Genomic DNA, 18879 nt, shown 5'->3' on the forward strand with positions numbered 1-18879 from the left:
CGGTCTTTGCTTCGATGTTGCATGAAATCCGAGGTTCCTGGGTAGCCGCACGCAGCGATGTGCGATGTCGCCTGAAAAAGAGGAGCCGATGATGATCCTGCGTTTACCTGGTGTGTATCCACCGCAACACGACACGTCGTTACTGGCGGATGCGCTGCTGTTCGAGCGCCTCACCGCTCGCAGTCGGGTGCTGGATCTGTGCACGGGGACCGGCGCCCTCGCTGTCGCGGCATCCGCGGCAGGCGCAGGCCACGTCGTCGCGGTCGACATATCTCGCCGCGCGTGTGCCAATGCTCGTCTCAACGGGATCCTCAACGGAACCTCGATCGACTCCCGTCGTGGCGACCTCACCGGGGCGGTGCACGGCGAACTCTTCGATCTGGTGATCTCCAACCCGCCGTACGTCCCTGCTCTTGCAGATGATCTCCCTACCGCTGGAATCGAACGTGCTTGGGACGCAGGAAAGGACGGACGCGCCCTCATCGACAGGATCGCAGCCACCGTGCACGAGGTGCTCGTCCCGGGCGGCACACTGCTTCTCTTGCAATCGGTGCTGTGTGGGGTCGACAAGACCGAGGCGATACTCGAAGAACACGGTATGGCCGTAGAGATTTCAGCCCGGAAGTACGTTCCCTTCGGGCCCGTGATGCGCGAGAGGCGCACCATGCTCGAGGCACGAGGGTTGATCACCACCGGTCAGGAAATCGAACAACTCGTGATCATTCGCGCAACGAAGTCTTGCCCTTCTCCCAACTCGATGTGAGGTGATCGCCGAGAAGATCGTCGAACGCCAGGCACGCTGCGGCGCCGAACAAGATGTCATCAGTGCGGTGCGGCTGCGAAGAAGCGAGACCGCCGGCAAGTTCCCGAACGGCGATCTGTTCGTGAACGGAATCCGCTTCCACGTGCTCGTCGTAGAACAGTGTCGCGCCCGAACCGAATCCGAGTCGGCGCAGTCCTGCGCTGTATCGTTTGCTCGGCAGCGCAGACGTGGTCTCGACAGCGCACAGGTGCCCGACCAGCGTTCCGAGATGGCGGCGATGAAAACCGAAGAGCGAGAGAGCATTCAACGACGCCAACGTTACCGCGGGAACAGAATCGATGTAGTGGCCGTAGCGGTCCGAAAGACCTACAGCCCGCATGGTGTCGGCAAAAAGACGCGAATGCATTCGCTCTGCGCGGCCGCCTCCGTACTCGTCGCTCTGCACTTCGACGAGGGCGGCCTTGACGGCACCGGAGAGGCGCGAAATTCCGAGGGTGTGCACATCCGCCTCGCGGAGCTGATTGAGCGAACGGTGAATCAGCACCTCCGAGAACTGATCGATCGTTGCATCTTTCGCCATGAAGGACGCAAGACCTGGGCCTGCACTGGGGGCGGTCATCGACCAGAGGTCGGCCACGACGTCGCCAGACGACTCCACTGTCCCCACGAGTTGCGCGATGGCGGACTCGAAACGCTCTTCGAGCCGAGACCGCACCGCGAGCAGGTCCGGATTCCACTCCCATTTGTCCGAGACGTTCTCGATTCCCTGCAAATGAAGCTCGTAGAGGAGCGTCAGGGTCAGCTGAGCGTCGTCGTCACGAAGAATGTCGTAGGTGAGGTCGGTGGACTGTGCATCCTCGTACGCGTCAGCGGCAGCCGTAATCTCCCTCGGATCGGCCGAGGAGCGCAGAATGGAAACGAGAGTGGCGCTCAGTGGGCCGCGGGCCTGTGGAACAGGCATGGAAGTGGGCACACCAGTGGCCGAATCGAGAACTGAAGAGGACATATGACCGCGTTTCCCGAATCGTCATCTGCCGAAACACCGAGTGTTCCCGGTAACAACACCACCATAACCGCCTGCACGGACGGCCCGCTGCTGGTGCGTGGTGACTTCGAGTTGCTCCGTGACGACGGCACTCCGATAGAGAACAAGCGCTCTACGGTTGCATTGTGTCGATGTGGGCGGACCGGCATCGCGCCGTTCTGCGACAGCTCCCACAAGAAGAAGCGGGCGCGAGCGACGTAACCGGTGCCAATATTCGAACAAGCCCGACCCGTGAACCGAGACGACCCGGAAACCAAGACGACCCGGAAACCAAGAAAAGGCTGGATGCCGGCACCATGCGGTGCAGCGTCCAGCCTTTTCAGTCTGAAGTCAGACTGGGATCGAACTCAGATGGCGCGAACATTCTGAGCCTGGGGGCCCTTCTGGCCCTGTCCGATCTCGAACTCGACCTTCTGGCCCTCGTCGAGGGACTTGTAGCCGCTGCCCTGGATCTCCGAGTAGTGAACGAACACATCCGGTCCGCCACCTTCCTGCTCGATGAATCCGAAGCCCTTTTCACCGTTGAACCACTTGACACTGCCCTGAGCCATAACCAAATTCTCCTGGATCCATCGAGCCGAGCCCTCCCATCGAGAGTCCGGTCTCACACCTGATCCTGCCATGCTCTTCTTTTTCTGTCTCCAATTACATGCATGGCGAGTTGCAGTATTTGACGGCTTTGTCCCGTTCCGGGACCACGTCGGAAGCAGGTGATTGTTCAACTATGCGCGTTTACCTGCTGTGATGTATTCGTCCCTTCGATGCAGCGCGAAATGACAACACCTGTGTTAAATCTGGATTCGCGGCGCAGAATGCCACCCCGATACCGAGGAGGGGACCAAATACCCAACTCGATCGGGGTCGAGATCAGTCCGAATCGTCGGGTTTGGTGTGCCCGTCGAACGTCACATGGATGTTCTCGTGGGGAACCGCGCGTTGTGCTTTTGCTTGATCGGCGAAGGTGCGCCGATCGCCTTCGATGAGTTCGGTGTTGTCGGTGAACGGAGCCAACAACGCCCGCGGATGGAGTTTGTCGACTCGCACGACGTTGATTTCCGCGCACATGACGATCGAGGCTGCAGCGAGGAACAAGAAGGCCAACAAACCCAGAACGATGGCAAAGACGCCATTGGTGGTGGAGGCACCCCGCACCACAGAGGTCACATAGAGGGCACCGAAGGACTGAAGTGCTTGCCAGAGAACAGCAGCGGCGATCGCTCCAGGTGCCACATCGGCTACCGAGAGCGGGCGGGCGCAGGTGAGCCGGAAAGCGACGATGAAGATGCCCGCATTCAAGACGACTACCGCAAGGGTCAGCAGGAAGCTGAACGAACCGCCCAGATGAAGCGCACCGCCGATGTTGGAGACAGCGGTGGTCCCCAAGATCGCGAGACCGATCGTGCCGAGGAGTAGTAGCCCTTGGAGACGCCCGCGGATGGGATCCGGTCGCATGTTTCGGGGTACCGACCACACCGTGTTCATCGCGTTCTGGCAAGCCAGAGCGACACCGAGGCCACCGTAGAGACCACCGACGATTCCGATCACCAGACCCGTGACACCGCCGCCGATCTGTTGCGCATTGCCCAGGTCGTCACCGATCACCGGAAACTGATGCAGCGCGGAGTCCAAGATCTGTTGCTGAAGCTCAGGGTTGCCCGACAGCACGAAGCCGAGAATGGTCGAGAGCAACAGAAGAAGAGGAAAGAGCGAGACGAAGCCGTAGTAAGCGATCAGCGCGGCTAGATAAACACCTTGATCGTCGAGGAACTTGTAGAGGACCGCTATCGGGAACCCCAGGGCCGGATGCTTCTGTTGCAAGGCATCGAGGCGCTTGGCGATTGTCATTCTCGGTCTCTCTCAGCTCGTCGGACAGCCCGACGAACCTTAGTCGCTGCGAGCGCCCGGCGCTCGACGCCGGTGCAGCCGTCGCGTCAGGAGGCTTCGAGTGACTTCTCTGCTTCGTCGAGCGCGCGCATTGCTCCCTCGACAGAGTTGGTGACCGGGAATTCCTCTTCCGCCCGCGCCGCGCGAAGCAAGCGTCGAAGCGGGTGTGACCCGATCGCGGCCCACTGGAAGTCGTTGGCTCGCGAACGGGAGTTCAGCTCGGCGAACAGTTCGAGGCAGACCGCACCGACGAACAGTGAGTTGGACAAGTCCAGAATGACGCGAGACCACTCCGCAGCGTACGAGTTGAGAAGTTCTCGTAGTGCTGGGGCGGAGAGTTTGTCGAGGTCGACGTCGACCTGGATCAAGACTGTCGAGGGCGCTATCCGCCAGGCCGCGAAACCATGCGTTTCCACGATCGGCCCCAATTGTGTTGAGGGATCGATGGAATCGATCGGTGTGTGGTCGAGTTCATTCAGATTCATGGCAGATCCGGTCTGTGTGCTTTCATCGAAAGGCTGACGACCGATCTGGCGGCGCGGAAAGTGAATGCGTCCAGGCGTGGAAAGCTTTAGAGCTCAATGGAAATGAACAGTACAGATGTGCGCAGGAAATACTCACCTGATCCAGAGCCTTGATGCGAACCGAGCGCCAGTGGCTTCAACCCCGGCTGTATTCTCAACCTCGGTACCGTTCAGTGTAGCTCGAGGGCGTGAATCGGTCCAGGTGAGAGGTCGAATATTAAGCGGTGCAATGTTTTTGGCTCGACGCTTCGGTATGGTGGAAGATCAGCGTCACCGGACGAAGGGAATCAGATGAACGACCGCGATGCACTCACGGCCATCTCGACCAAGCTCGACACACTGATCGGCGCGGAGACCAACGGTTTGCGGGACGAGGTTCCGCCCGGTTCCAGTGTGCAGCGCACCGAGCAGGACGGCGAGCACGGCCGGTGGGGGCACGATTACCGCCTCGCCAACAAGTATCTCGAGGCCCTCGACATCGGCCAGCCCGGTCTCATCGATCGAGACGAGCTGGAACGTCTTGCACAGGAATACATCTGATCCTCGAGACGTACCTTCAGAAGATTTCACCCATCTCGGTGCGTAGCTGCTTCAGTGACTGAGTGAGGATTCTGGATACATGCATCTGAGAGATGCCGACCTTTTCGGCAATCTGGGATTGGGTGAGATGGCCGAAGAATCTGAGAACGACGATCGTGCGCTCGCGCTCCGGTAGTGCCAGGAGCGCGGGCCGCAGGGTTTCGTGATTGTCGATCCGACTGATCGCTTCGTCGTACTGTCCCAAAGTGTCTATCAGAGTCAGACCACTCCCGTCGCCGGCGGACGCGGTGTCGAGCGGTGTGGTTCGGTACGAATTACCGGCGGTCAAACCTTGTTCGACCTCGTCCGGTTCGATGTCGAGTTCCTTGGCGAGTTCCGCGACTGTCGGTGCACGGCCGAGCGTCTGGGACAAAGTCGTGAGCGCCCGGTTGAGGGCAAGGTGCCGTTCCTGAAGGCTACGAGGCACTCGCACGGACCAGCCGTGATCGCGAAAATGCTTGCGAACCTCACCCATGACGGTCGGGACGGCGAACGACAGGAAATCCGATCCTTTGTCGACGTCGAATCGCTGCACGGCCTGTATGAGCCCGACACGAGCAACTTGCTCCAAGTCCTCGAAAGGCTGGCCACGCCCCTGGTATCGGCGAGCGACGTGTGTGGCCAGGGGTAGGCACAGTTCGATGATCGAGGTGGTGATCTTTTCTCGGCTGGGATCATTCGGCGGAAGCGAGGCCATCGAGACGAACAGTTCGACAGCTGTTTCGTACTGGTCCTTCTTGTCCGGTGGGACAGCGGTCACGCACGCTCCTGGGGCAAGCCCTTTTCAAGCGTCATCGTCAGGGTGATGTGACCGTCCGCGTCGATTTCCGACTGTTCCAAGCGGACGGAATCGACCAGCGCTTCGAGAACGAACCATCCGAAGCTGTGCGACTTGTCGGGTATCTCGGAGTGCGCGATCACGGACACGACGGTCCGAAGTGTGCGGCCGACGGTGTCGAATCGGCAGGTCAAGTCGCTGGACGGTATCGCGTGGCCGATGAGGATGCTCGCGACTTCGTCCATCGCCAGAGCAAGGTCGGCTGTTCCGTCGACATCGAGTCCGGTGTTGTTGGCAACCGTTCGGGTGATTCCGCGCAGAGTGGGAAGTTGAGAGTACGACGCGCGGACGCGGAGCGAGGCGATGGAGTCGTGAGTTAGTTCGGTTTCGGTCGGACTCGACAGAGGGATCAAGGGGCTTCCTGTAGGTAGATGTGGCGTAATTCCGGCGGACCGAGGCAAGGACCGGTACCGGCCGTGCGTGCCAGCCATCTCTACCCCGGAAGTATTCATGGCCTTGGATTACCCTTCGCCCGGCGAACTAACCCTCTTTACCCGAACTAGAGGATGAATTGTGAGACACATCACCTGTGGTGCGGACGTACCGAATCCTCATCTTTCATTTTCGCGTCGTTCGGGTACAGCCGCTTCATGGACACCCATTCGGACAGACAGATCCCCGTACACATACGACCGGAAGGTGTCACTGATGACGAGGTGAAGGCGGCAGGAGTGCTGTCGAACGCCCTTGAAACGGTGGAACGGGCACGCGGTGCCCTGTACGACTTCCATCAGCTGATAGGGCATGCCGATCTGATGCTCGACGAGGTCGTCGAGCTACTGCGATCCAGCGGCAACGACGACCTGGCCGATCAGGTCGAGGGCGAGTTGATGGGCCGGAACGTGGTCGAGGGGCGCTGGACTTTCCAGTTGGTCGAAGAGTTCGACGAGAACTACTGGTCGTTTTTTCGTGAATGCGAGAAAGTGGTGCGCGACAAGCTGGCAGGCGGAGTGCCGCACCTCTTCGAAGCCGAGATGAAGGAGCGACGCCGCACGCACGGTTTGCGGCACCACGAGGCCAGGCCCTGAGATTCCTATCTACTCTCGTGAGCTCGTCGCGGCACTGATCAGTGGTTCAGTTCGAGCTTTGCGCAACGATTCTCGCTCGGTCGCCGTCATGCCGCCCCAGATACCGTGGGGTTCCCCGGTCTGGATGGCGTGCACCAGGCATCTCTGCACGACAGGGCATCTGGCGCACACCAGCTTCGCCGAACTCTCGCGCTTCGCTCGCCTGGAGCCGCGCTCGTTCGTGTCGTCGTAGAACAGAGCGGGGTCGGTGTCGCGGCAGGTGCCGGACAGTTGCCAATCCCACTCGTCGGCAAGGGGCCTGGGAGATGTGTAGGAGCGCATGAACATGGACGTTCCCTTCGCTGCGTGACGAACTCGACTCGGATCGCGGATCCAGGTCGGGTGTTAAGGCAAAGCTCGGTCCCGCCGGCCTGAACCGGCGGGACCTTCGAGGCTCCTCCCTCGAGGGGGAAGATTTCGGGGGTACCTCTGGTCGGTCATTACCCAGCCGTACAACTTTTGAATCCCGGTCGTCAGGAATTCTTTTGATCCACGGCACGTCGTTCTGCTGCGGCGACAAGACCACCGGCGATGTCGCGCACCTTGACGTTCCATTCCTGCGACATCTGGACCAGAAAGTCGAAGGCTTGGTCGGCCGAGCACTCACGCTCGGCCATCAGTAATCCCTTGGCCTGCTCGATCAAGGGCCGAGAATCCAAAGCTCTTCTCAGTTCGTCATTTTCCGCGCGAAGGCGGGTGAGGACGTCTGACGCCGAACTGGACTGCTGAGCCAGCGGTCGTTGAACCTCGTATACACGATGAAGCACACCGATGACTCTGCCGTCATCATCGGTGACGGCGGAATTCACCGTATTCCAATATCGGGTGACAAACATCCCGCTCCCGCGCTCGTCGCGCACGTCGTAACGCTGAGTCGGCAGTGTGTCCCGAGTTCGGGACCGCATCGTGCGCTCGAATGACGCTGTCAACGAGAAGATTCCATCGGCAAACGAGTCGTCGGGATTGTCGGGGAAGGCTTCGAACACTTCCACTCGGTGCAATTGATCGAGGCTGCGACCGGATACGGCAAGGTATTCGTCGTTTGCGCCCTGGATACGAAAATCGCTGTCCACGAGCAGAAGAGAAGAACTGCTTGCCGCAAATCGATCGCTACGAACGATCGAGCGGAGAGTGCTCGAACTCATGATTGTGTCGTTTCTGTCCTGTCTTCGACGGTTGCGGCCCCTGATATTTCAGAAGTAGGTGATCGCGAGAACTCCAAGGGCGGTGCCTGCCAGGATCGATCCGAACAACAAACGCTGCTGCAACACGAACATCTGATACTCGCGACGTGTTTGTGTCGAGGTGCCGCGCGAGTCCGCAGACATGCTCTTGCCCTTTCCTGTTGTGGGGAGTGCGGTTTCGGCCGACCCCCGATCGGCCGAAACCGCGGACGGTGCATCAGTTCTGACGCGCCTCATTTGCGGCATCCTGCTCGGTGGACGCGCCTTCGTGTACGAGGCTGCCACCCGAGTTCTCGAGGTGAGCACGAACGAACCACTGGAACTTTTCCAACTGCGCCGTCTGGCCGATCAACATGTCCTCGGTGATCGGATCGATCTTGCCGACACTGTCGATTGCGGTGCGACTGTCGGTGATGATCCCGGTGTAGACGAGGTCGAGCGCAGCGAGGTGCGCACGAGCGTCGTCGCGGCCGACGGAGTAGTCGTCCCACGTTCGATCGCGCTCGATTGCTCCCGCGGTGCCCTTGGGTGAGTTACCCAGTGCCGCGATACGTTCGGCCACATCGTCGGCGTAGCCGCGAACCAACTCCACCTGGGGGTCGATCATCTCGTGCACGCCGATGAAGTTGGGGCCCACGACGTTCCAGTGAACGTGCTTGAGCGTGAGGTGAAGATCGTTGTAGGCGCTGAGGCGTTCCTGCAGAATATCGGCGACGGACGAACCGTCTGCGCTGCTCAGTCCCGGTACGGTGAACTCGGACATATGTTTTCCTCTCGTCTTGATGGGGATCGCCCTCCAGTGGGGCGGTCTCGCGCCATCGTCAATCGGATCGCGTGTCGGTCAGGTTCAGTGCGCGAGTGCTACTGGCTCCTCTGTCACCGGGTCGCCGTACATCATCGCGATTCGGCGCTTGACCTCTTCGGTTGTCAAAGTCGCACTTGCGACAGTGATTCCGATGCCGGTGGTGCTCTCGCCCTGTGTGGGCGGGATGTCGATCGTCGTCATCTTGCTCCCGGTGAAGAGTGTGCCGTGAGGGAGTCGGCTGAACCACCGACTCCGACGTCTGGGTGTTCTGCGCCTTCGAGCTCCAGTTATGGCGCTTTCAGGTGCTACAAAATCTATATCAGCCGATGTAGATAATTGGCAAGGCTACTTCGATTCGCGGGCGAAGGAAAGCGCATTGTGCAATCTTGTCGAAATCGGCTTTGATCTGCCATTTCACGCCTTTTCTGCTCGACGATTCTTGTTGTCAGTGGTCCTGGACACGCTTGAATCTATGTCCTGGGCGTCAGATTCACTGCGTGATGGTGCTAAGGTCGGGTGACGCCGATTGAGACAGCCCACACCGAACTAGGAGGTTCCAGTGACGTCGGAATCCCAGACCCGGGCGCTGCGCGGCGTGTACGGGATCTCAGTGATGTCTGAACTGTCCGGGGTAGGACCTCAGACGCTGCGCCTTTACGAGCGAAGGGGCTTGCTCACACCAACCCGCACCGATGGCGGTACGCGCCGGTACAGCGAGGCCGACCTGGATACGCTCGGACGAATCACCGCGCTGATCGACGACGGAGTCAATCTCGTCGGTATTCGTCTGATTCTGTCCCTCGAGGCCGAGAATGCAGTCTTAGCGGCTCGAATCAGCCAGTTGACCGCCGAGGGGGACTAGTGGTGCTGCTCGAGACGATGCCGTTCAGGATGGAGTTTCGGTGCGGGTAGGGTCGCCGAAGTCCGCGTCGGCGGAGATTTTGTTCCCTGCCGCTGCGATCTGTTCGAGCGCGGCGTCCAACGCATCGACCAACCATTGATGCGACGCCTCCGCGAGGAGGCGATCCGGAGTGTCGGTGTTCTCGGATTGGAAGAACCGCACCAGCCATGATTCTCCGTTGTCGGGTCGATCGGAGAGTCCAGCCGCGGTATTGGTCGCCAGAAGGAACCGGTTGTATTCGAGGTCAACACGAATGGCGTACTCGCCGAACAGGTTCACCACGTTGGCCGGCCGATGAGTAGCGGCAGCGAGCGCAATGAGAGCGTCGTTGTAGGTTTCGGAGTACTTCATCGTGAGGGGCATGGTCGGCCTGTCTTTCTGGGCCGATGCAGCATTGCACGGCTATGTCGAGGAGATCAGTTCGCAGCCGCTGCTTGACGATGAACTGAAACCAATCCTAGCTCGAGTCTCCGAGCGCACTGACGCAAGCCCGTGAGGGTCAGTTGTTGCGCGCAAAGTTCGACTCACGCTCCGTGACGAACTGATCGTCCGGAAGCGGTCCGGGTGGGGCAAGCGCAGTCAGGAACGACTCGGCCCACTGATGCACATCGTGTGTCATGACCTGTCGATGTAGCGCAGCCATACGGCGACGGCCTTCCTTCGGATCCTGATGAACCGCGGTCAGGATCGTATTCTTCACGCCGTCCAAATCGTGCGGGTTGACCAGGTATGACTGTCGTAATTCCATTGCGGCACCGGTGAACTCGCTGAGAACGAGAGCACCTCCGAGGTCGCCACGACAGGCCACGTACTCCTTGGCCACCAGATTCATCCCGTCGCGCATCGGCGTCACGAGCATGACGTCGGCAGCGACGAACAGTGCGATCAGTTCTTCACGGTCGATCGGCTGATACAGGTAGTGAACGACGGGGCGGCCGATCTGACTGTGGTCACCGTTGATGCGGCCCACCTGCTCTTCGATGACGCTACGCAGGTCGATATAGTGCTGCACGCGTTCACGACTGGGCGTCGCGAGCTGCACCATCGTGTACTTCTCCGGATCCAGACGATCCTCGTCGAGGAGTTCCTTCAAGGCTTGAAGCCGCAGGTCGATACCCTTGGTGTAGTCCAGCCGGTCGACTCCCAGCAAGATTTTCTCGGGATTTCCCAGCTCTTCCTTCAATTCGCGCGCGCGACGCAGGACCGAATCGCTTTTCGACTGGCGCTCGAGTTCGGCAGAATCGACGGAGATGGGAAAGGCGCCCACCTTGACGACGCGAGAATCGAAATCCACATGCCCGAGCGCACTTCGAACACCGACGCCCGCGGTCGTCGTCTTGAGGCCGAGAAGTTTGCGGGCCAAGAACAGGAAATTGTTTGCGCCACCAGGTAAGTGGAAGCCGATCAGATCGGCGCCCAGCATTCCCCTGACGATCTCCTTGCGCCACGGAAGCTGCATGAAGAGCTCGACCGGAGGGAACGGGATATGAAGAAAGAACCCGATCGTCAGATCTGGCCGCAGCTCGCGCAGCATCGCCGGCACAAGTTGCAACTGATAGTCCTGCACCCAGACAGTCGCTCCGTCCGCGGCGCAACGCGCGGTTTCCTCGGCGAACCGCTGGTTGACTGCGACGTAGGTGTGCCACCACGACCGCTCGAACGTCGGAGCCACCAGAACGTCGTGGTAGAGCGGCCACAACGTGTCGTTGGAGAACCCCTCGTAGTACTCGGCGAGGTCCTGAGAGGTCAGCTCGACGGGAAACAGACGAAGGCCGTCAACCACTATCGGATCGACCTTCTCGTCCGCGACCCCCGGCCAGCCGACCCAGGCGCCATCCCGCTGTCGGAGGATGGGTTCGAGCGCAGTGACGAGCCCACCCGGACTTCGCTTCCAGTTCTTGCTTCCGTCTTCGTCGGTTTCGAGATCGACCGGCAGTCGGTTTGCGACGACGACGAATTCGGAGAGCTTTTCGAGATCGGTACTCACGCCGACATCGGCTCCGCCAGGGTCTCGTCCAGGACGGAGGTCGAGGACAGGTACGCGACTGCATCGGCTGTCGAGTCGGTGTACACGATGTCGGTGTCCATCTTCAGAAGAGACAGCGGACGCCTGACAGGGTGCGCTGCGACGAGCGTCCACGGCACGCCGAGCCTCCGTGCCTTGGCCGACAGAGTCTCGATGATGGAAAGACCTCCGACGGAGATGAACTGGACGTCCGAGCAGTCGAGTACGAACGGGTGTCGCTCACCGATCAGGTCGTCGACGCAGGCAGCGAAATCAGCTCGGGACCGGACGTCGATCTCGCCGCTGACCACGAGCGACTGAATGTTTTCGGCACAGGTCGTCGTGAAGGTGGGGGGACTGTCCGTACGCTCATCTGTAGTTCTCGAAAACTCGTTCATCGAAACTCCTGACGGATTGCTCGAAACGGTTCGTTCGAACGGTCTGGTTCGAAACGGTTTCGTTCGAAACCGGGAAACGGCACGGGAAGCAACGCACGAACCGTGCTCGTCTTCAACGGCTGGGTACTCAACCGTGCTGAGTGCCTACCTTACCGCATCGCGAAAACCCAGGTGAAAAGCGTTAGATCCGTACGGATTTCAAGGTCCCGTGAGCGTCGGCCCACGGGACCTTGGTCCCGATGGTTCAGACCTTCCGGGATCAGTCGGTGTCAGTCGCCGGGCCGGTGCTCGAGGCTCCGCCCTCGTCGGCCCACGTACGTTCGCCCGACGGATCGGTCTGAACGTCCTTGGGTGCGGTGTCGGAGCCGGTTCCCGGACCGTGGTCGGTGCCGGTGGTCTGCGGCTCGTCCGTCTGATCCGTGCGGTCGGTGGAATTCTGTTCACTCATGGTGTGCGTTTCCTTCGGGAAGTCGTTGTTCATGTACTTGTCGTTTCCTGCTCACCCGCGAGGGGTACTCAGTAGGGGTAGTGCGTCACGTCGAGCCAGTACGTCACGTCGAGTCCATACCGGCAAAGTCAGCTGTCACCGAAGCAGGAGATTTCACGTGAACCATATGACCGTGACGACCGAACACCTGCGTGCACTGCTGGGCAGTGGCCCCCATTCGGAACTGGTAGCGGTCGGGGGCGAGATCGAGATCTACGTCCCCGATGAAGAAGGGTTCGGTCTCGAGGGTATCTCGCTTGTCACTCGCGAGCAGTTGGCCGAACGTCTACCGTCCTCACCCGACAATCCCGACGAAGGTGAACTACGTATCGCCGCAGAATCGTTGAGCGAGATGATCGCCGAACTCGGCGGTTGAACTCCGAAGTTCGGGGCAGCCGACGTCAGATCTGCGGGATCGGATCCGGAGGGTACGGGTTCGGTGGCGTCGGAGTCGGTGGCACGGGCGGCGGATTCATCGGATCGGGTGGTGTCGGCGCCGGTGGTGTCGGCGGCCCCGGGTCGGGGGCGGGGCCCGGATCCGGTGGTGGGGGAGTGGTCATGAGTGCCGGGTTCCCAAACACTTGCCGAACAAACACCTAGTGTTCGGAGTGGCTTTTGGTGTTCGCTTCGGCAGGTAGATCATCGACGATGTCGACTACGGCGACGTGGATGCTCTCTGCAGAGACCGGTGGGTCCGTGTCGCCGAGGATCAGGTGAACGACGTCCACGACGGTGAACCGAACCCGGTCCGACAGTTCGGCCAGATCCACTCCGTATGGCGCTGCCAGTTCGATACGTAGTGAACGTATTTCGTGGCCGTCGACGAAGAACTCGATGCTGCTCGGCGAGCAGTGGTGCCGAGAACGTATCTCGGCGGCCAAGTGGGTGCGGAGTACGTGATCGCTCACCGACACAGTGCCTAGACGTGGACCTTCCGACGCGTGTGCGTCGAGCGGCCAACCGGACGCCGAGGTCGACCGTAGCGCCCGGATCACCTTGTCGCTGATTCGATCCCAGCCCGGCTCGGGAGCGTTCCGCAGGACGTCGGATGCGTGCGCCATCAATGCGTCGGTTCGTGATTCAGTCATCGCCACCTCGTCATTCGTTCACTCAGGTTAGCCCGTGCACGATGGTGATGCCCGCGCACCGCATCCGGGGTGAGTCTTAGAATCTTGCCGATTTGAACGAACGTGAGCATCTCCACCTCTCGCAGCGTCCATGCCGCACGCTGGCGATAAGGCAGTTCACCCAACGCTTCTTCCAGTGCCTCGAGGAACGCGGAGTTCGAGGTCGTGTCGAACGGGCCGGCCTCGGGAGACGGCACGAGAGGATCGAGCAATCTGTCGTCGATCGGTTGAGCTCTCTTGATTCGATAGCTGTCCACGATCTTTCGGGAACAGATCGCGAAAAGCCATGTTCGCATCGACGATTCGCCACGAAACGAATCGAGTCGACGCCAGGCGGCCACGAAGGTGTCCTGGACTACCTCGAGAATGTCACCTTCGTCTGCGAGCATGCGACGCGCATAGCGGTGAAGTGCAGGTCCGTAGTAGTGCACCAGTGACTCGAATGCTTCTCGGTCGCCGAGTATCGCAGCGTTCACTGTCGCGGTGTCCAAACCGTCAGGTGCTTCGGTGAGCCCCTGTGTATGCGGTAACGCCACAGTCGCTCCTCTCGCGGAAATGCGGAAAACTCGGCTGCGTTCGAAGATTGTTCGCCCGGCCGGGGCGTTGAATGTTACGGACAGTAACTAACAAGTGTCAGTGATGCACGTCACCTGACTGGGGCATTCGGTTTTGCCTTCGAGTGACGACTACACAGGTAGATCGATCAACAGGAGGAGATGACAATGGTCAGCACGCAGGTTGCGACAGCATCTACGAAGGATGTTGCATCATCGAACGACTCGGCTCTCGTGAGTTCGCAAGGAAAGACGTCGATCGCCGACACCGTTGTCTCGAAGATTGCCGGCATCGCTACGCGAGAGGTGAGCGGCGTGTACGACGTCGGCGGCGGAGCGTCGCGGGTTGTCGGGGCACTGCGCGAGCGGATCCCCGGCGCGAGTGTCAACCACTCCCAGGGAGTATCGGTCGAGGTCGGCGAAAAGCAGGCAGCGGTCGACATCGACATCGTGGCCGAGTACGGCGTATCGCTCGCCGATCTGGCCACCGGCATTCGCCGCAACGTCATTGCGGCGCTCGAACGGATGACGGGTCTCGAAGTGACCGAGGTGAACATCACGGTTCACGACGTTCACCTCGACGAGGGCAGTGACGACGAAACCGGCGAGCCCAAGACTGCACGGGTGCAGTGAGTTCCGAAATCGCCGACACCATCGCGGCGGCTGTGACGGGGATACCTGGGGTCGCCTCGCTTCATGCCGGAATGTTCGGCGAGGTTGGCACGTACCTCCCCGGTCGCCGCGTCGTCGGCGTGCGGGTGACGGAGTCGTCGACAGACATCCATGTGTGCATCTTCGCCGACGCCGCCGTTCGAGATACGGCTTTACGTATCCGCCAAGCGGTTTCAGGACTCGTTACAGGCCCCGTGAACGTGACAGTGGAAGACGTAGTCGGTCGTGGACGCGATGCCTGAGCACTCTCGTGGTCCAGTTCCTGATCGCCGATCCGCACGCCGAGAGGCGATCAGGAGCTACCACCCCGACGTGGGCGGATCTGCCGACGCACTCAATCGAGCGCTCGAACGCGTCGACCGGGACTTCGCGTCCCCGATCGGTGTGGGTGTGCGCAGGACACTGCGCGGCACGATGCGGCAGATAGCGAAACCCGCTCGGACCCAGTACACGCGTTTGCGCGCTCGGTTTCCGGGTGCCAAGACCTACACCGAGATCTGACAGGCACCATCGAACATCATCCACAACGGAGGATTCACATGACCACCTCGACTGTCGGCCTACTGGCAGGACTACTTCTCGGAGTCGCAGCTGCTGCAGGCGGTTTCACCGGATTCCTCATCGCTCTGGTTCTCGGTGTGATCGGATACCTCGTCGGTGGTCAGCGTGACGGCGAGTTCGATCTCGGTGTGATGCTGAAGGGTCGCGGACGTGGCTGAGACAGCTCGACCGGAGTCGTCTGTGCTTGGTGAGCCGGGCGATCGCGGAACGCTGACGATTCGAGACAGAGTCGCGCAGAAGTTGGTTCTCGAGGCGACGCGCGGAACCCCGGGGGTGCGCCATCACGCCGCCGGCATGGACAAACTGACCGGGCGCGAATTGCCGAGGGCGCGAGTGCTGGTATCCGGCAAGCGGGTACGGGCCAAGGTGGACATCGCGATCGAGTGGCCCGGATCCTTGTCGGTCATCGGTACCGCGGTGCGAGAGAACGTGACAACCCAGTTGCAGTCTGTATCGGGCCTGGACGTAGACGGCGTGGACGTGGCGATCGTGAGCGTTCTCCCGGCATCGACCAAGCGTGACGCGGGAAGGAAAGTGCGATGACCGCCGACAAGGTCGCACCACCCACTGCCTCGAGGGCTGCCGCTCCGGTTCCCCTTGCGGCGCCCGGATCGGCCGTCACGGGATTCCTCATCGCCGCGGCGCTACTTGCGCTCGGCGTGGTCGGCGTCCGCGACGCGCTGGTGGATACCGGCGTGATCACCGGGTCGCAGTGGATACCAAGTGCTGCCGCATATGTGGACGGGCTCGCGTACCAGGGTTGGATGTTGCCGGCGGGGATCGCAGCCGTCGTTCTCGGCCTGTGGTTCGTCATCCTCGGACTCAAACCGCGACGAAAGACTGCCAATGCCTTGGTCGGAGTCGCGAATACGTGGATCGATCCCGCCGATGTAGCGGCGATAGCGTCTGTTCGCGTCGAGTCACTGGCCCAGGTTCGATCCGCTTCGTCACACGCGACCCGGCGCAAGCTGGAAGTGAAGGCCTCGGTCACGCCCGATGGAGCCGCCACCGCTGAATCGGAAATCCGTGCGGTGCTGGGGGACTTGGCCGGGTCGCTGTCACCATCGCCGCGAATCAAGGTTCGTATCCAGACGGGATCGCTGTCATGACTCGGACGGCGACGGCGATGGATCGTATGGCGACATGCGTCGTGGGGATGCTCGCGATAGCGCTGGGAGTTGCAGCGATCCTGTGGAATCGCGACGTGATCAAGGATTTCCCGGCGCGTATCGAGATCCCGTGGGCTGAAGATCTTGTCGATCACTCGTGGTGGCCATGGGCTGTCGGAGCTGGGGGAGTACTGCTAGTCATCCTCGCGTTGCGGTGGTTGATCGCGCATGTGCCGCTGCGTCGGGTGAAGGAGATCACCGTCCATGGGTCGAACTCACACAATTCCATCACCGCGGATCTGGGTGCGGTGGCGGAAGGGGCGAGCGCATCACTGGAGGACTTCGACGAAGTGTCGCGTGTCCGAGGAAAAGCGTTGCTCGATCGTGGAGTTCGCACGATCGATTTGCGAGTGACATTGAGACGTAGCGTCGTATCCGGATCGGAAACGTTGTCCGAGCTGATTTCTCGCGTCACCGACACGGGGGATCAAGTCGCTGCGGTGGTCGGTGATCCATCCGTCGCGACCAGAACTCACATCGCCGTGGAAAGCGCGAAACGCGATGAGCCGAGAACTCTCTGATCAATCGAGGTTTGAGCCTCCCGACGGCCGGGTATTGGTAGACCTCCCGATCGTGCACAGAGTCATGGATGTTGCTGTGGCACTGTGCGTCACGGTGCTCCTGGCGACCGTGACCTCGATGGCGATCGCGATCGTCGTGACGCTGATCATGTGTGCGTCGGTGAGTGTCGTTTCTCGTATGTGGTGAATCGCCAGTCATTTTGGTTCTGTCGTGAACACCTGATAGAAAGGTAAGCAGACAATGTGGCTGCTACTGAGTGCACGATCCCCCGCGTCGTGCGGTGGAGAGTCCGGTTGTGTGCAAACACTACCCGCGATCACGGTCTAGTTGCGCGGGCCGATCGCTCGGAACTCTCCCTTCGCCGGCAGTCTCTCATTGCGCCGCCCCTCTTTACTCTAAGGAGTTCAAATGCTTCCTCTCGGTATCATCGCCTGGATCATCATCGGTGGACTGGCGGGTTGGATCGGCAGTAAGATCATGAAAACCGATGCGCAGCAGGGGATCTTCCTCAACATCGTTGTCGGTGTCATCGGCGGTCTGATCGGTGGTTTCCTGCTTCGAGTCTTCGGCGTCGATGTCGAGGGCGCGGGCTGGATCTTCAGCTTCCTCACTTGCCTCCTCGGCGCTGTCATCTTGCTGTTCCTGGTCAAGGCAGTCACCGGAAAACGCTGACACGCATTTGTCCACGCAGTTCGAGTTCGACTGAATCCACGACCGAATTCCACGGCCGAACGCACGACCGAATCCAAGAAGGAGAAATACATGTCTGACTTCATCGACAAGGCAAAGCACCGCGCTGAGGATCTCATCGGCGAGGCGAAGGAAAAGTTCGGAAACGCCACGGGCAACGATGATCTGGCTGCCGAGGGTGTTGCCGATCAGGGCGAGGCGAAGGTCAAGAAGGCCGGCGACACTGTCAGTGACAAGGTCTCGGATATCAAGGACAAGTTCACAAGCTGAGTGAGCTTCAGCGCGGTTGATCGGCATGTCCGGTCAACCGCGCTTTTGTGTGCCTCCCCGGCCGTTGCGGCTACCGCGATACGCGAACTTGCGCGTTTCTGCGAGCCACTCCGGAAGCATGCGCATGTGGGCCGGTGTGTTCAGAATCGGATCGAAGGACGGCTGGAGGCAATCCGGGTGGTCCTCGACTTCGTCGAGGCAGAGATGTCCGATCGGTATCAACTGAAGTTGAATCCTCGCGAGGTACACGGAGAAGTGCAGCGGGGAATGATCGACCGCAGCTTTCAATGCAGACAAAGAAGTGCCGGCCGGATGGACACCGCGCGGTGTCACGATCAGCCACGCCGCGGCACCGCCCGCGCGTGAGTAAGGAACCAGTGTGCTGTATCTCGCGCCGTTCCACGAGAAAGCCGGAGCTGGAAACATTTTCGAGAAGGTAGAAAGTCCTGATGTTGCGAGAAGAATGTCCCACGCGTTTTCATCTGCGCCGACATCGTGCAACCGAAGCGCCAGGCCGAGTACGTCGGGTAGGTCTCCGGGTGTTCCGAGGGCTTTCGACATTCGAGCGGTGACGGTAATCGTCGACGACTCCGATACCGGCCACCATGGGGTGGCCGGCTTCAATGTTCCCTTCAGTTCGATCCCGTGAGGGTGAAAAACCCTGGCCATGCGCAGCGATGATGCGAAGTGGAACGGCGCACCGACCAGCTTTCCGATCGCACTCTTGCCGGCGGGGATGATCGAATTGATCGTCACAGCTTCCTTTATCTGAGAATTCTCCGCCCGTGAAGCGCCCGGACTGGACGGACGTTCAGGCGTGTTGACGGGCTTTTC

Annotated in this window: 34 protein-coding genes; 16 read left to right on the forward strand and 18 right to left on the reverse strand. The window is 60.4% G+C overall.

The annotated features are described in order from the left end of the window. The first annotated feature begins 91 nt into the window (after positions 1 to 91). The gene (locus tag ASU23_RS25115; RefSeq protein WP_242692654.1) at positions 92 to 763 is read left to right on the forward strand and encodes a HemK2/MTQ2 family protein methyltransferase; all 672 of its coding nucleotides are present in this window, start codon (positions 92 to 94) and stop codon (positions 761 to 763) included. On the opposite strand, the gene ASU23_RS25120 is transcribed toward ASU23_RS25115, so the two are convergent. Then, positions 720 to 1769, reverse strand: a complete 1050-nt coding sequence (locus ASU23_RS25120; RefSeq protein ID WP_058038939.1) for an iron-containing redox enzyme family protein — start codon at positions 1767 to 1769, stop codon at positions 720 to 722. The genes ASU23_RS25115 and ASU23_RS25120 overlap by 44 nt on opposite strands. Between ASU23_RS25120 and ASU23_RS25125 the strand changes: the two genes are divergently transcribed. After that, positions 1770 to 2009: a CDGSH iron-sulfur domain-containing protein gene (locus ASU23_RS25125; RefSeq protein ID WP_003943717.1), complete on the forward strand. Its 240-nt coding sequence runs from the start codon at positions 1770 to 1772 to the stop codon at positions 2007 to 2009. Positions 2010 to 2155: 146 nt separating this feature from the next. On the opposite strand, the gene ASU23_RS25130 is transcribed toward ASU23_RS25125, so the two are convergent. From ASU23_RS25130 to ASU23_RS25140, 3 genes are all read right to left on the reverse strand, one after another. Next, positions 2156 to 2359, reverse strand: coding sequence for a cold-shock protein (locus ASU23_RS25130; RefSeq protein ID WP_003943666.1), 204 nt, complete (start codon positions 2357 to 2359; stop codon positions 2156 to 2158). Positions 2360 to 2675: 316 nt separating this feature from the next. Then, positions 2676 to 3653: a YihY/virulence factor BrkB family protein gene (locus tag ASU23_RS25135; RefSeq protein ID WP_003943713.1), complete on the reverse strand. Its 978-nt coding sequence runs from the start codon at positions 3651 to 3653 to the stop codon at positions 2676 to 2678. A gap of 86 nt (positions 3654 to 3739) precedes the next feature. Beyond that, positions 3740 to 4177, reverse strand: a complete 438-nt coding sequence (locus tag ASU23_RS25140; protein WP_058038940.1) for an STAS domain-containing protein — start codon at positions 4175 to 4177, stop codon at positions 3740 to 3742. Between the two features lie 330 nt (positions 4178 to 4507). On the opposite strand from ASU23_RS25140, the gene ASU23_RS25145 reads away from it, so the two are divergent. Next, positions 4508 to 4756 (forward strand): hypothetical protein, encoded by a 249-nt coding sequence (locus ASU23_RS25145; protein ID WP_003943680.1) that lies wholly within the window; start codon positions 4508 to 4510, stop codon positions 4754 to 4756. A 16-nt stretch (positions 4757 to 4772) separates the two neighbouring features. Here ASU23_RS25145 and ASU23_RS25150 read toward each other — a convergent pair whose 3' ends face one another. Then, positions 4773 to 5492, reverse strand: a complete 720-nt coding sequence (locus tag ASU23_RS25150; RefSeq protein ID WP_223304625.1) for a SigB/SigF/SigG family RNA polymerase sigma factor — start codon at positions 5490 to 5492, stop codon at positions 4773 to 4775. 59 nt (positions 5493 to 5551) lie between these two features. Then, entirely contained in the window at positions 5552 to 5986 is a 435-nt protein-coding gene (locus ASU23_RS25155; RefSeq protein ID WP_003943620.1) for an anti-sigma factor, read from the reverse strand. Between the two features lie 237 nt (positions 5987 to 6223). Between ASU23_RS25155 and ASU23_RS25160 the strand changes: the two genes are divergently transcribed. Beyond that, the gene (locus ASU23_RS25160) at positions 6224 to 6661 is read left to right on the forward strand and encodes a hypothetical protein (RefSeq protein ID WP_039972685.1); all 438 of its coding nucleotides are present in this window, start codon (positions 6224 to 6226) and stop codon (positions 6659 to 6661) included. Positions 6662 to 6670: 9 nt separating this feature from the next. On the opposite strand, the gene ASU23_RS25165 is transcribed toward ASU23_RS25160, so the two are convergent. From ASU23_RS25165 to ASU23_RS34365, 5 genes are all read right to left on the reverse strand, one after another. After that, entirely contained in the window at positions 6671 to 6988 is a 318-nt protein-coding gene (locus ASU23_RS25165; RefSeq protein WP_003943622.1) for a WhiB family transcriptional regulator, read from the reverse strand. A 185-nt stretch (positions 6989 to 7173) separates the two neighbouring features. Then, positions 7174 to 7845: an ANTAR domain-containing protein gene (locus ASU23_RS25170; RefSeq protein ID WP_007726556.1), complete on the reverse strand. Its 672-nt coding sequence runs from the start codon at positions 7843 to 7845 to the stop codon at positions 7174 to 7176. Between the two features lie 48 nt (positions 7846 to 7893). Beyond that, positions 7894 to 8028 (reverse strand): hypothetical protein, encoded by a 135-nt coding sequence (locus tag ASU23_RS35145; RefSeq protein WP_256261806.1) that lies wholly within the window; start codon positions 8026 to 8028, stop codon positions 7894 to 7896. A gap of 73 nt (positions 8029 to 8101) precedes the next feature. Then, on the reverse strand, positions 8102 to 8647 hold the full coding sequence (locus ASU23_RS25180) for a Dps family protein (protein WP_003943731.1): 546 nt from the start codon (positions 8645 to 8647) through the stop codon (positions 8102 to 8104). Between the two features lie 84 nt (positions 8648 to 8731). Then, complete coding sequence (locus ASU23_RS34365) at positions 8732 to 8890, reverse strand: hypothetical protein (protein ID WP_003943664.1); 159 nt, start codon at positions 8888 to 8890, stop codon at positions 8732 to 8734. A 358-nt stretch (positions 8891 to 9248) separates the two neighbouring features. Between ASU23_RS34365 and ASU23_RS25185 the strand changes: the two genes are divergently transcribed. After that, entirely contained in the window at positions 9249 to 9551 is a 303-nt protein-coding gene (locus tag ASU23_RS25185) for a MerR family transcriptional regulator (protein ID WP_003943719.1), read from the forward strand. Positions 9552 to 9575: 24 nt separating this feature from the next. Here ASU23_RS25185 and ASU23_RS25190 read toward each other — a convergent pair whose 3' ends face one another. From ASU23_RS25190 to ASU23_RS25205, 4 genes are all read right to left on the reverse strand, one after another. After that, the gene (locus ASU23_RS25190) at positions 9576 to 9953 is read right to left on the reverse strand and encodes a hypothetical protein (RefSeq protein WP_007726560.1); all 378 of its coding nucleotides are present in this window, start codon (positions 9951 to 9953) and stop codon (positions 9576 to 9578) included. A 136-nt stretch (positions 9954 to 10089) separates the two neighbouring features. After that, positions 10090 to 11577 (reverse strand): trehalose-6-phosphate synthase, encoded by a 1488-nt coding sequence (locus ASU23_RS25195; protein WP_058038941.1) that lies wholly within the window; start codon positions 11575 to 11577, stop codon positions 10090 to 10092. Continuing rightward, positions 11574 to 11993 (reverse strand): STAS domain-containing protein, encoded by a 420-nt coding sequence (locus ASU23_RS25200; RefSeq protein WP_007726563.1) that lies wholly within the window; start codon positions 11991 to 11993, stop codon positions 11574 to 11576. The genes ASU23_RS25195 and ASU23_RS25200 overlap by 4 nt, the downstream gene beginning before the upstream one ends. A gap of 259 nt (positions 11994 to 12252) precedes the next feature. Further along, complete coding sequence (locus ASU23_RS25205) at positions 12253 to 12441, reverse strand: PI-type proteinase (RefSeq protein ID WP_136472457.1); 189 nt, start codon at positions 12439 to 12441, stop codon at positions 12253 to 12255. Between the two features lie 166 nt (positions 12442 to 12607). On the opposite strand from ASU23_RS25205, the gene ASU23_RS25210 reads away from it, so the two are divergent. Next, entirely contained in the window at positions 12608 to 12856 is a 249-nt protein-coding gene (locus ASU23_RS25210) for a hypothetical protein (RefSeq protein WP_007726566.1), read from the forward strand. A 220-nt stretch (positions 12857 to 13076) separates the two neighbouring features. Here ASU23_RS25210 and ASU23_RS25220 read toward each other — a convergent pair whose 3' ends face one another. Beyond that, positions 13077 to 13568 carry a hypothetical protein gene (locus ASU23_RS25220; protein ID WP_207624484.1) on the reverse strand — a complete coding sequence of 164 codons (492 nt, stop codon included), beginning with the start codon at positions 13566 to 13568 and terminating at the stop codon, positions 13077 to 13079. After that, positions 13565 to 14143 (reverse strand): RNA polymerase sigma factor, encoded by a 579-nt coding sequence (locus tag ASU23_RS25225; protein WP_007726571.1) that lies wholly within the window; start codon positions 14141 to 14143, stop codon positions 13565 to 13567. The genes ASU23_RS25220 and ASU23_RS25225 overlap by 4 nt, the downstream gene beginning before the upstream one ends. A 186-nt stretch (positions 14144 to 14329) precedes the next feature. Between ASU23_RS25225 and ASU23_RS25230 the strand changes: the two genes are divergently transcribed. From ASU23_RS25230 to ASU23_RS25270, 10 genes are all read left to right on the forward strand, one after another. Continuing rightward, positions 14330 to 14794, forward strand: coding sequence for an Asp23/Gls24 family envelope stress response protein (locus ASU23_RS25230; RefSeq protein WP_003943699.1), 465 nt, complete (start codon positions 14330 to 14332; stop codon positions 14792 to 14794). Continuing rightward, entirely contained in the window at positions 14791 to 15075 is a 285-nt protein-coding gene (locus ASU23_RS25235) for a hypothetical protein (protein WP_054781084.1), read from the forward strand. Before ASU23_RS25230 ends, ASU23_RS25235 begins: the two co-directional genes overlap by 4 nt. A 70-nt stretch (positions 15076 to 15145) precedes the next feature. After that, complete coding sequence (locus tag ASU23_RS25240; RefSeq protein WP_007726577.1) at positions 15146 to 15334, forward strand: hypothetical protein; 189 nt, start codon at positions 15146 to 15148, stop codon at positions 15332 to 15334. A gap of 38 nt (positions 15335 to 15372) precedes the next feature. Beyond that, positions 15373 to 15552: a hypothetical protein gene (locus ASU23_RS25245; RefSeq protein WP_003943629.1), complete on the forward strand. Its 180-nt coding sequence runs from the start codon at positions 15373 to 15375 to the stop codon at positions 15550 to 15552. Then, positions 15545 to 15937: an Asp23/Gls24 family envelope stress response protein gene (locus ASU23_RS25250; protein WP_019747452.1), complete on the forward strand. Its 393-nt coding sequence runs from the start codon at positions 15545 to 15547 to the stop codon at positions 15935 to 15937. The genes ASU23_RS25245 and ASU23_RS25250 overlap by 8 nt, the downstream gene beginning before the upstream one ends. Next, entirely contained in the window at positions 15934 to 16503 is a 570-nt protein-coding gene (locus tag ASU23_RS25255) for a DUF6286 domain-containing protein (protein ID WP_019747451.1), read from the forward strand. Before ASU23_RS25250 ends, ASU23_RS25255 begins: the two co-directional genes overlap by 4 nt. Beyond that, positions 16500 to 17084 carry a hypothetical protein gene (locus tag ASU23_RS25260; protein ID WP_054825799.1) on the forward strand — a complete coding sequence of 195 codons (585 nt, stop codon included), beginning with the start codon at positions 16500 to 16502 and terminating at the stop codon, positions 17082 to 17084. The genes ASU23_RS25255 and ASU23_RS25260 overlap by 4 nt, the downstream gene beginning before the upstream one ends. Before the next feature lie 64 nt (positions 17085 to 17148). Continuing rightward, complete coding sequence (locus ASU23_RS35150) at positions 17149 to 17271, forward strand: hypothetical protein (RefSeq protein ID WP_003943707.1); 123 nt, start codon at positions 17149 to 17151, stop codon at positions 17269 to 17271. A gap of 222 nt (positions 17272 to 17493) precedes the next feature. After that, positions 17494 to 17757 (forward strand): GlsB/YeaQ/YmgE family stress response membrane protein, encoded by a 264-nt coding sequence (locus ASU23_RS25265; RefSeq protein ID WP_003943661.1) that lies wholly within the window; start codon positions 17494 to 17496, stop codon positions 17755 to 17757. Between the two features lie 90 nt (positions 17758 to 17847). Further along, positions 17848 to 18045, forward strand: coding sequence for a CsbD family protein (locus ASU23_RS25270; protein ID WP_007726588.1), 198 nt, complete (start codon positions 17848 to 17850; stop codon positions 18043 to 18045). A 33-nt stretch (positions 18046 to 18078) separates the two neighbouring features. Here the strand turns inward: ASU23_RS25270 and ASU23_RS25275 are convergent, their stop codons facing one another. Continuing rightward, the gene (locus ASU23_RS25275; RefSeq protein WP_047269043.1) at positions 18079 to 18801 is read right to left on the reverse strand and encodes a hypothetical protein; all 723 of its coding nucleotides are present in this window, start codon (positions 18799 to 18801) and stop codon (positions 18079 to 18081) included. Positions 18802 to 18879 lie beyond the last annotated feature (78 nt).

It is taken from the genome of Rhodococcus sp. KB6 (genome assembly GCF_001445685.1).
GTDB classification, from domain to species: domain Bacteria; phylum Actinomycetota; class Actinomycetes; order Mycobacteriales; family Mycobacteriaceae; genus Rhodococcus_F; species Rhodococcus_F qingshengii.

What these genes read in the sequence shown, in the direction of transcription:
- ASU23_RS25120 (WP_058038939.1), bottom strand. Translation starts at nt 1,769, where the DNA reads ATGTCCTCTTCAGTTCTCGATTCGGCCACTGGTGTGCCCACTTCCATG.
- ASU23_RS25270 (WP_007726588.1), top strand. Translation starts at nt 17,848, where the DNA reads ATGTCTGACTTCATCGACAAGGCAAAGCACCGCGCTGAGGATCTCATC.
- ASU23_RS25230 (WP_003943699.1), top strand. Translation starts at nt 14,330, where the DNA reads ATGGTCAGCACGCAGGTTGCGACAGCATCTACGAAGGATGTTGCATCA.
- ASU23_RS25210 (WP_007726566.1), top strand. Translation starts at nt 12,608, where the DNA reads ATGACCGTGACGACCGAACACCTGCGTGCACTGCTGGGCAGTGGCCCC.
- ASU23_RS25145 (WP_003943680.1), top strand. Translation starts at nt 4,508, where the DNA reads ATGAACGACCGCGATGCACTCACGGCCATCTCGACCAAGCTCGACACA.
- ASU23_RS25160 (WP_039972685.1), top strand. Translation starts at nt 6,224, where the DNA reads ATGGACACCCATTCGGACAGACAGATCCCCGTACACATACGACCGGAA.
- ASU23_RS25140 (WP_058038940.1), bottom strand. Translation starts at nt 4,177, where the DNA reads ATGAATCTGAATGAACTCGACCACACACCGATCGATTCCATCGATCCC.
- ASU23_RS35150 (WP_003943707.1), top strand. Translation starts at nt 17,149, where the DNA reads ATGGATGTTGCTGTGGCACTGTGCGTCACGGTGCTCCTGGCGACCGTG.
- ASU23_RS25165 (WP_003943622.1), bottom strand. Translation starts at nt 6,988, where the DNA reads ATGTTCATGCGCTCCTACACATCTCCCAGGCCCCTTGCCGACGAGTGG.
- ASU23_RS25130 (WP_003943666.1), bottom strand. Translation starts at nt 2,359, where the DNA reads ATGGCTCAGGGCAGTGTCAAGTGGTTCAACGGTGAAAAGGGCTTCGGA.
- ASU23_RS25150 (WP_223304625.1), bottom strand. Translation starts at nt 5,492, where the DNA reads ATGGCCTCGCTTCCGCCGAATGATCCCAGCCGAGAAAAGATCACCACC.
- ASU23_RS25200 (WP_007726563.1), bottom strand. Translation starts at nt 11,993, where the DNA reads ATGAACGAGTTTTCGAGAACTACAGATGAGCGTACGGACAGTCCCCCC.
- ASU23_RS25115 (WP_242692654.1), top strand. Translation starts at nt 92, where the DNA reads ATGATCCTGCGTTTACCTGGTGTGTATCCACCGCAACACGACACGTCG.
- ASU23_RS25205 (WP_136472457.1), bottom strand. Translation starts at nt 12,441, where the DNA reads ATGAGTGAACAGAATTCCACCGACCGCACGGATCAGACGGACGAGCCG.
- ASU23_RS25220 (WP_207624484.1), bottom strand. Translation starts at nt 13,568, where the DNA reads ATGACTGAATCACGAACCGACGCATTGATGGCGCACGCATCCGACGTC.
- ASU23_RS25265 (WP_003943661.1), top strand. Translation starts at nt 17,494, where the DNA reads ATGCTTCCTCTCGGTATCATCGCCTGGATCATCATCGGTGGACTGGCG.
- ASU23_RS34365 (WP_003943664.1), bottom strand. Translation starts at nt 8,890, where the DNA reads ATGACGACGATCGACATCCCGCCCACACAGGGCGAGAGCACCACCGGC.
- ASU23_RS25135 (WP_003943713.1), bottom strand. Translation starts at nt 3,653, where the DNA reads ATGACAATCGCCAAGCGCCTCGATGCCTTGCAACAGAAGCATCCGGCC.
- ASU23_RS25180 (WP_003943731.1), bottom strand. Translation starts at nt 8,647, where the DNA reads ATGTCCGAGTTCACCGTACCGGGACTGAGCAGCGCAGACGGTTCGTCC.
- ASU23_RS25260 (WP_054825799.1), top strand. Translation starts at nt 16,500, where the DNA reads ATGACTCGGACGGCGACGGCGATGGATCGTATGGCGACATGCGTCGTG.
- ASU23_RS25190 (WP_007726560.1), bottom strand. Translation starts at nt 9,953, where the DNA reads ATGCCCCTCACGATGAAGTACTCCGAAACCTACAACGACGCTCTCATT.
- ASU23_RS25170 (WP_007726556.1), bottom strand. Translation starts at nt 7,845, where the DNA reads ATGAGTTCGAGCACTCTCCGCTCGATCGTTCGTAGCGATCGATTTGCG.
- ASU23_RS25245 (WP_003943629.1), top strand. Translation starts at nt 15,373, where the DNA reads ATGACCACCTCGACTGTCGGCCTACTGGCAGGACTACTTCTCGGAGTC.
- ASU23_RS35145 (WP_256261806.1), bottom strand. Translation starts at nt 8,028, where the DNA reads ATGTCTGCGGACTCGCGCGGCACCTCGACACAAACACGTCGCGAGTAT.
- ASU23_RS25125 (WP_003943717.1), top strand. Translation starts at nt 1,770, where the DNA reads ATGACCGCGTTTCCCGAATCGTCATCTGCCGAAACACCGAGTGTTCCC.
- ASU23_RS25255 (WP_019747451.1), top strand. Translation starts at nt 15,934, where the DNA reads ATGACCGCCGACAAGGTCGCACCACCCACTGCCTCGAGGGCTGCCGCT.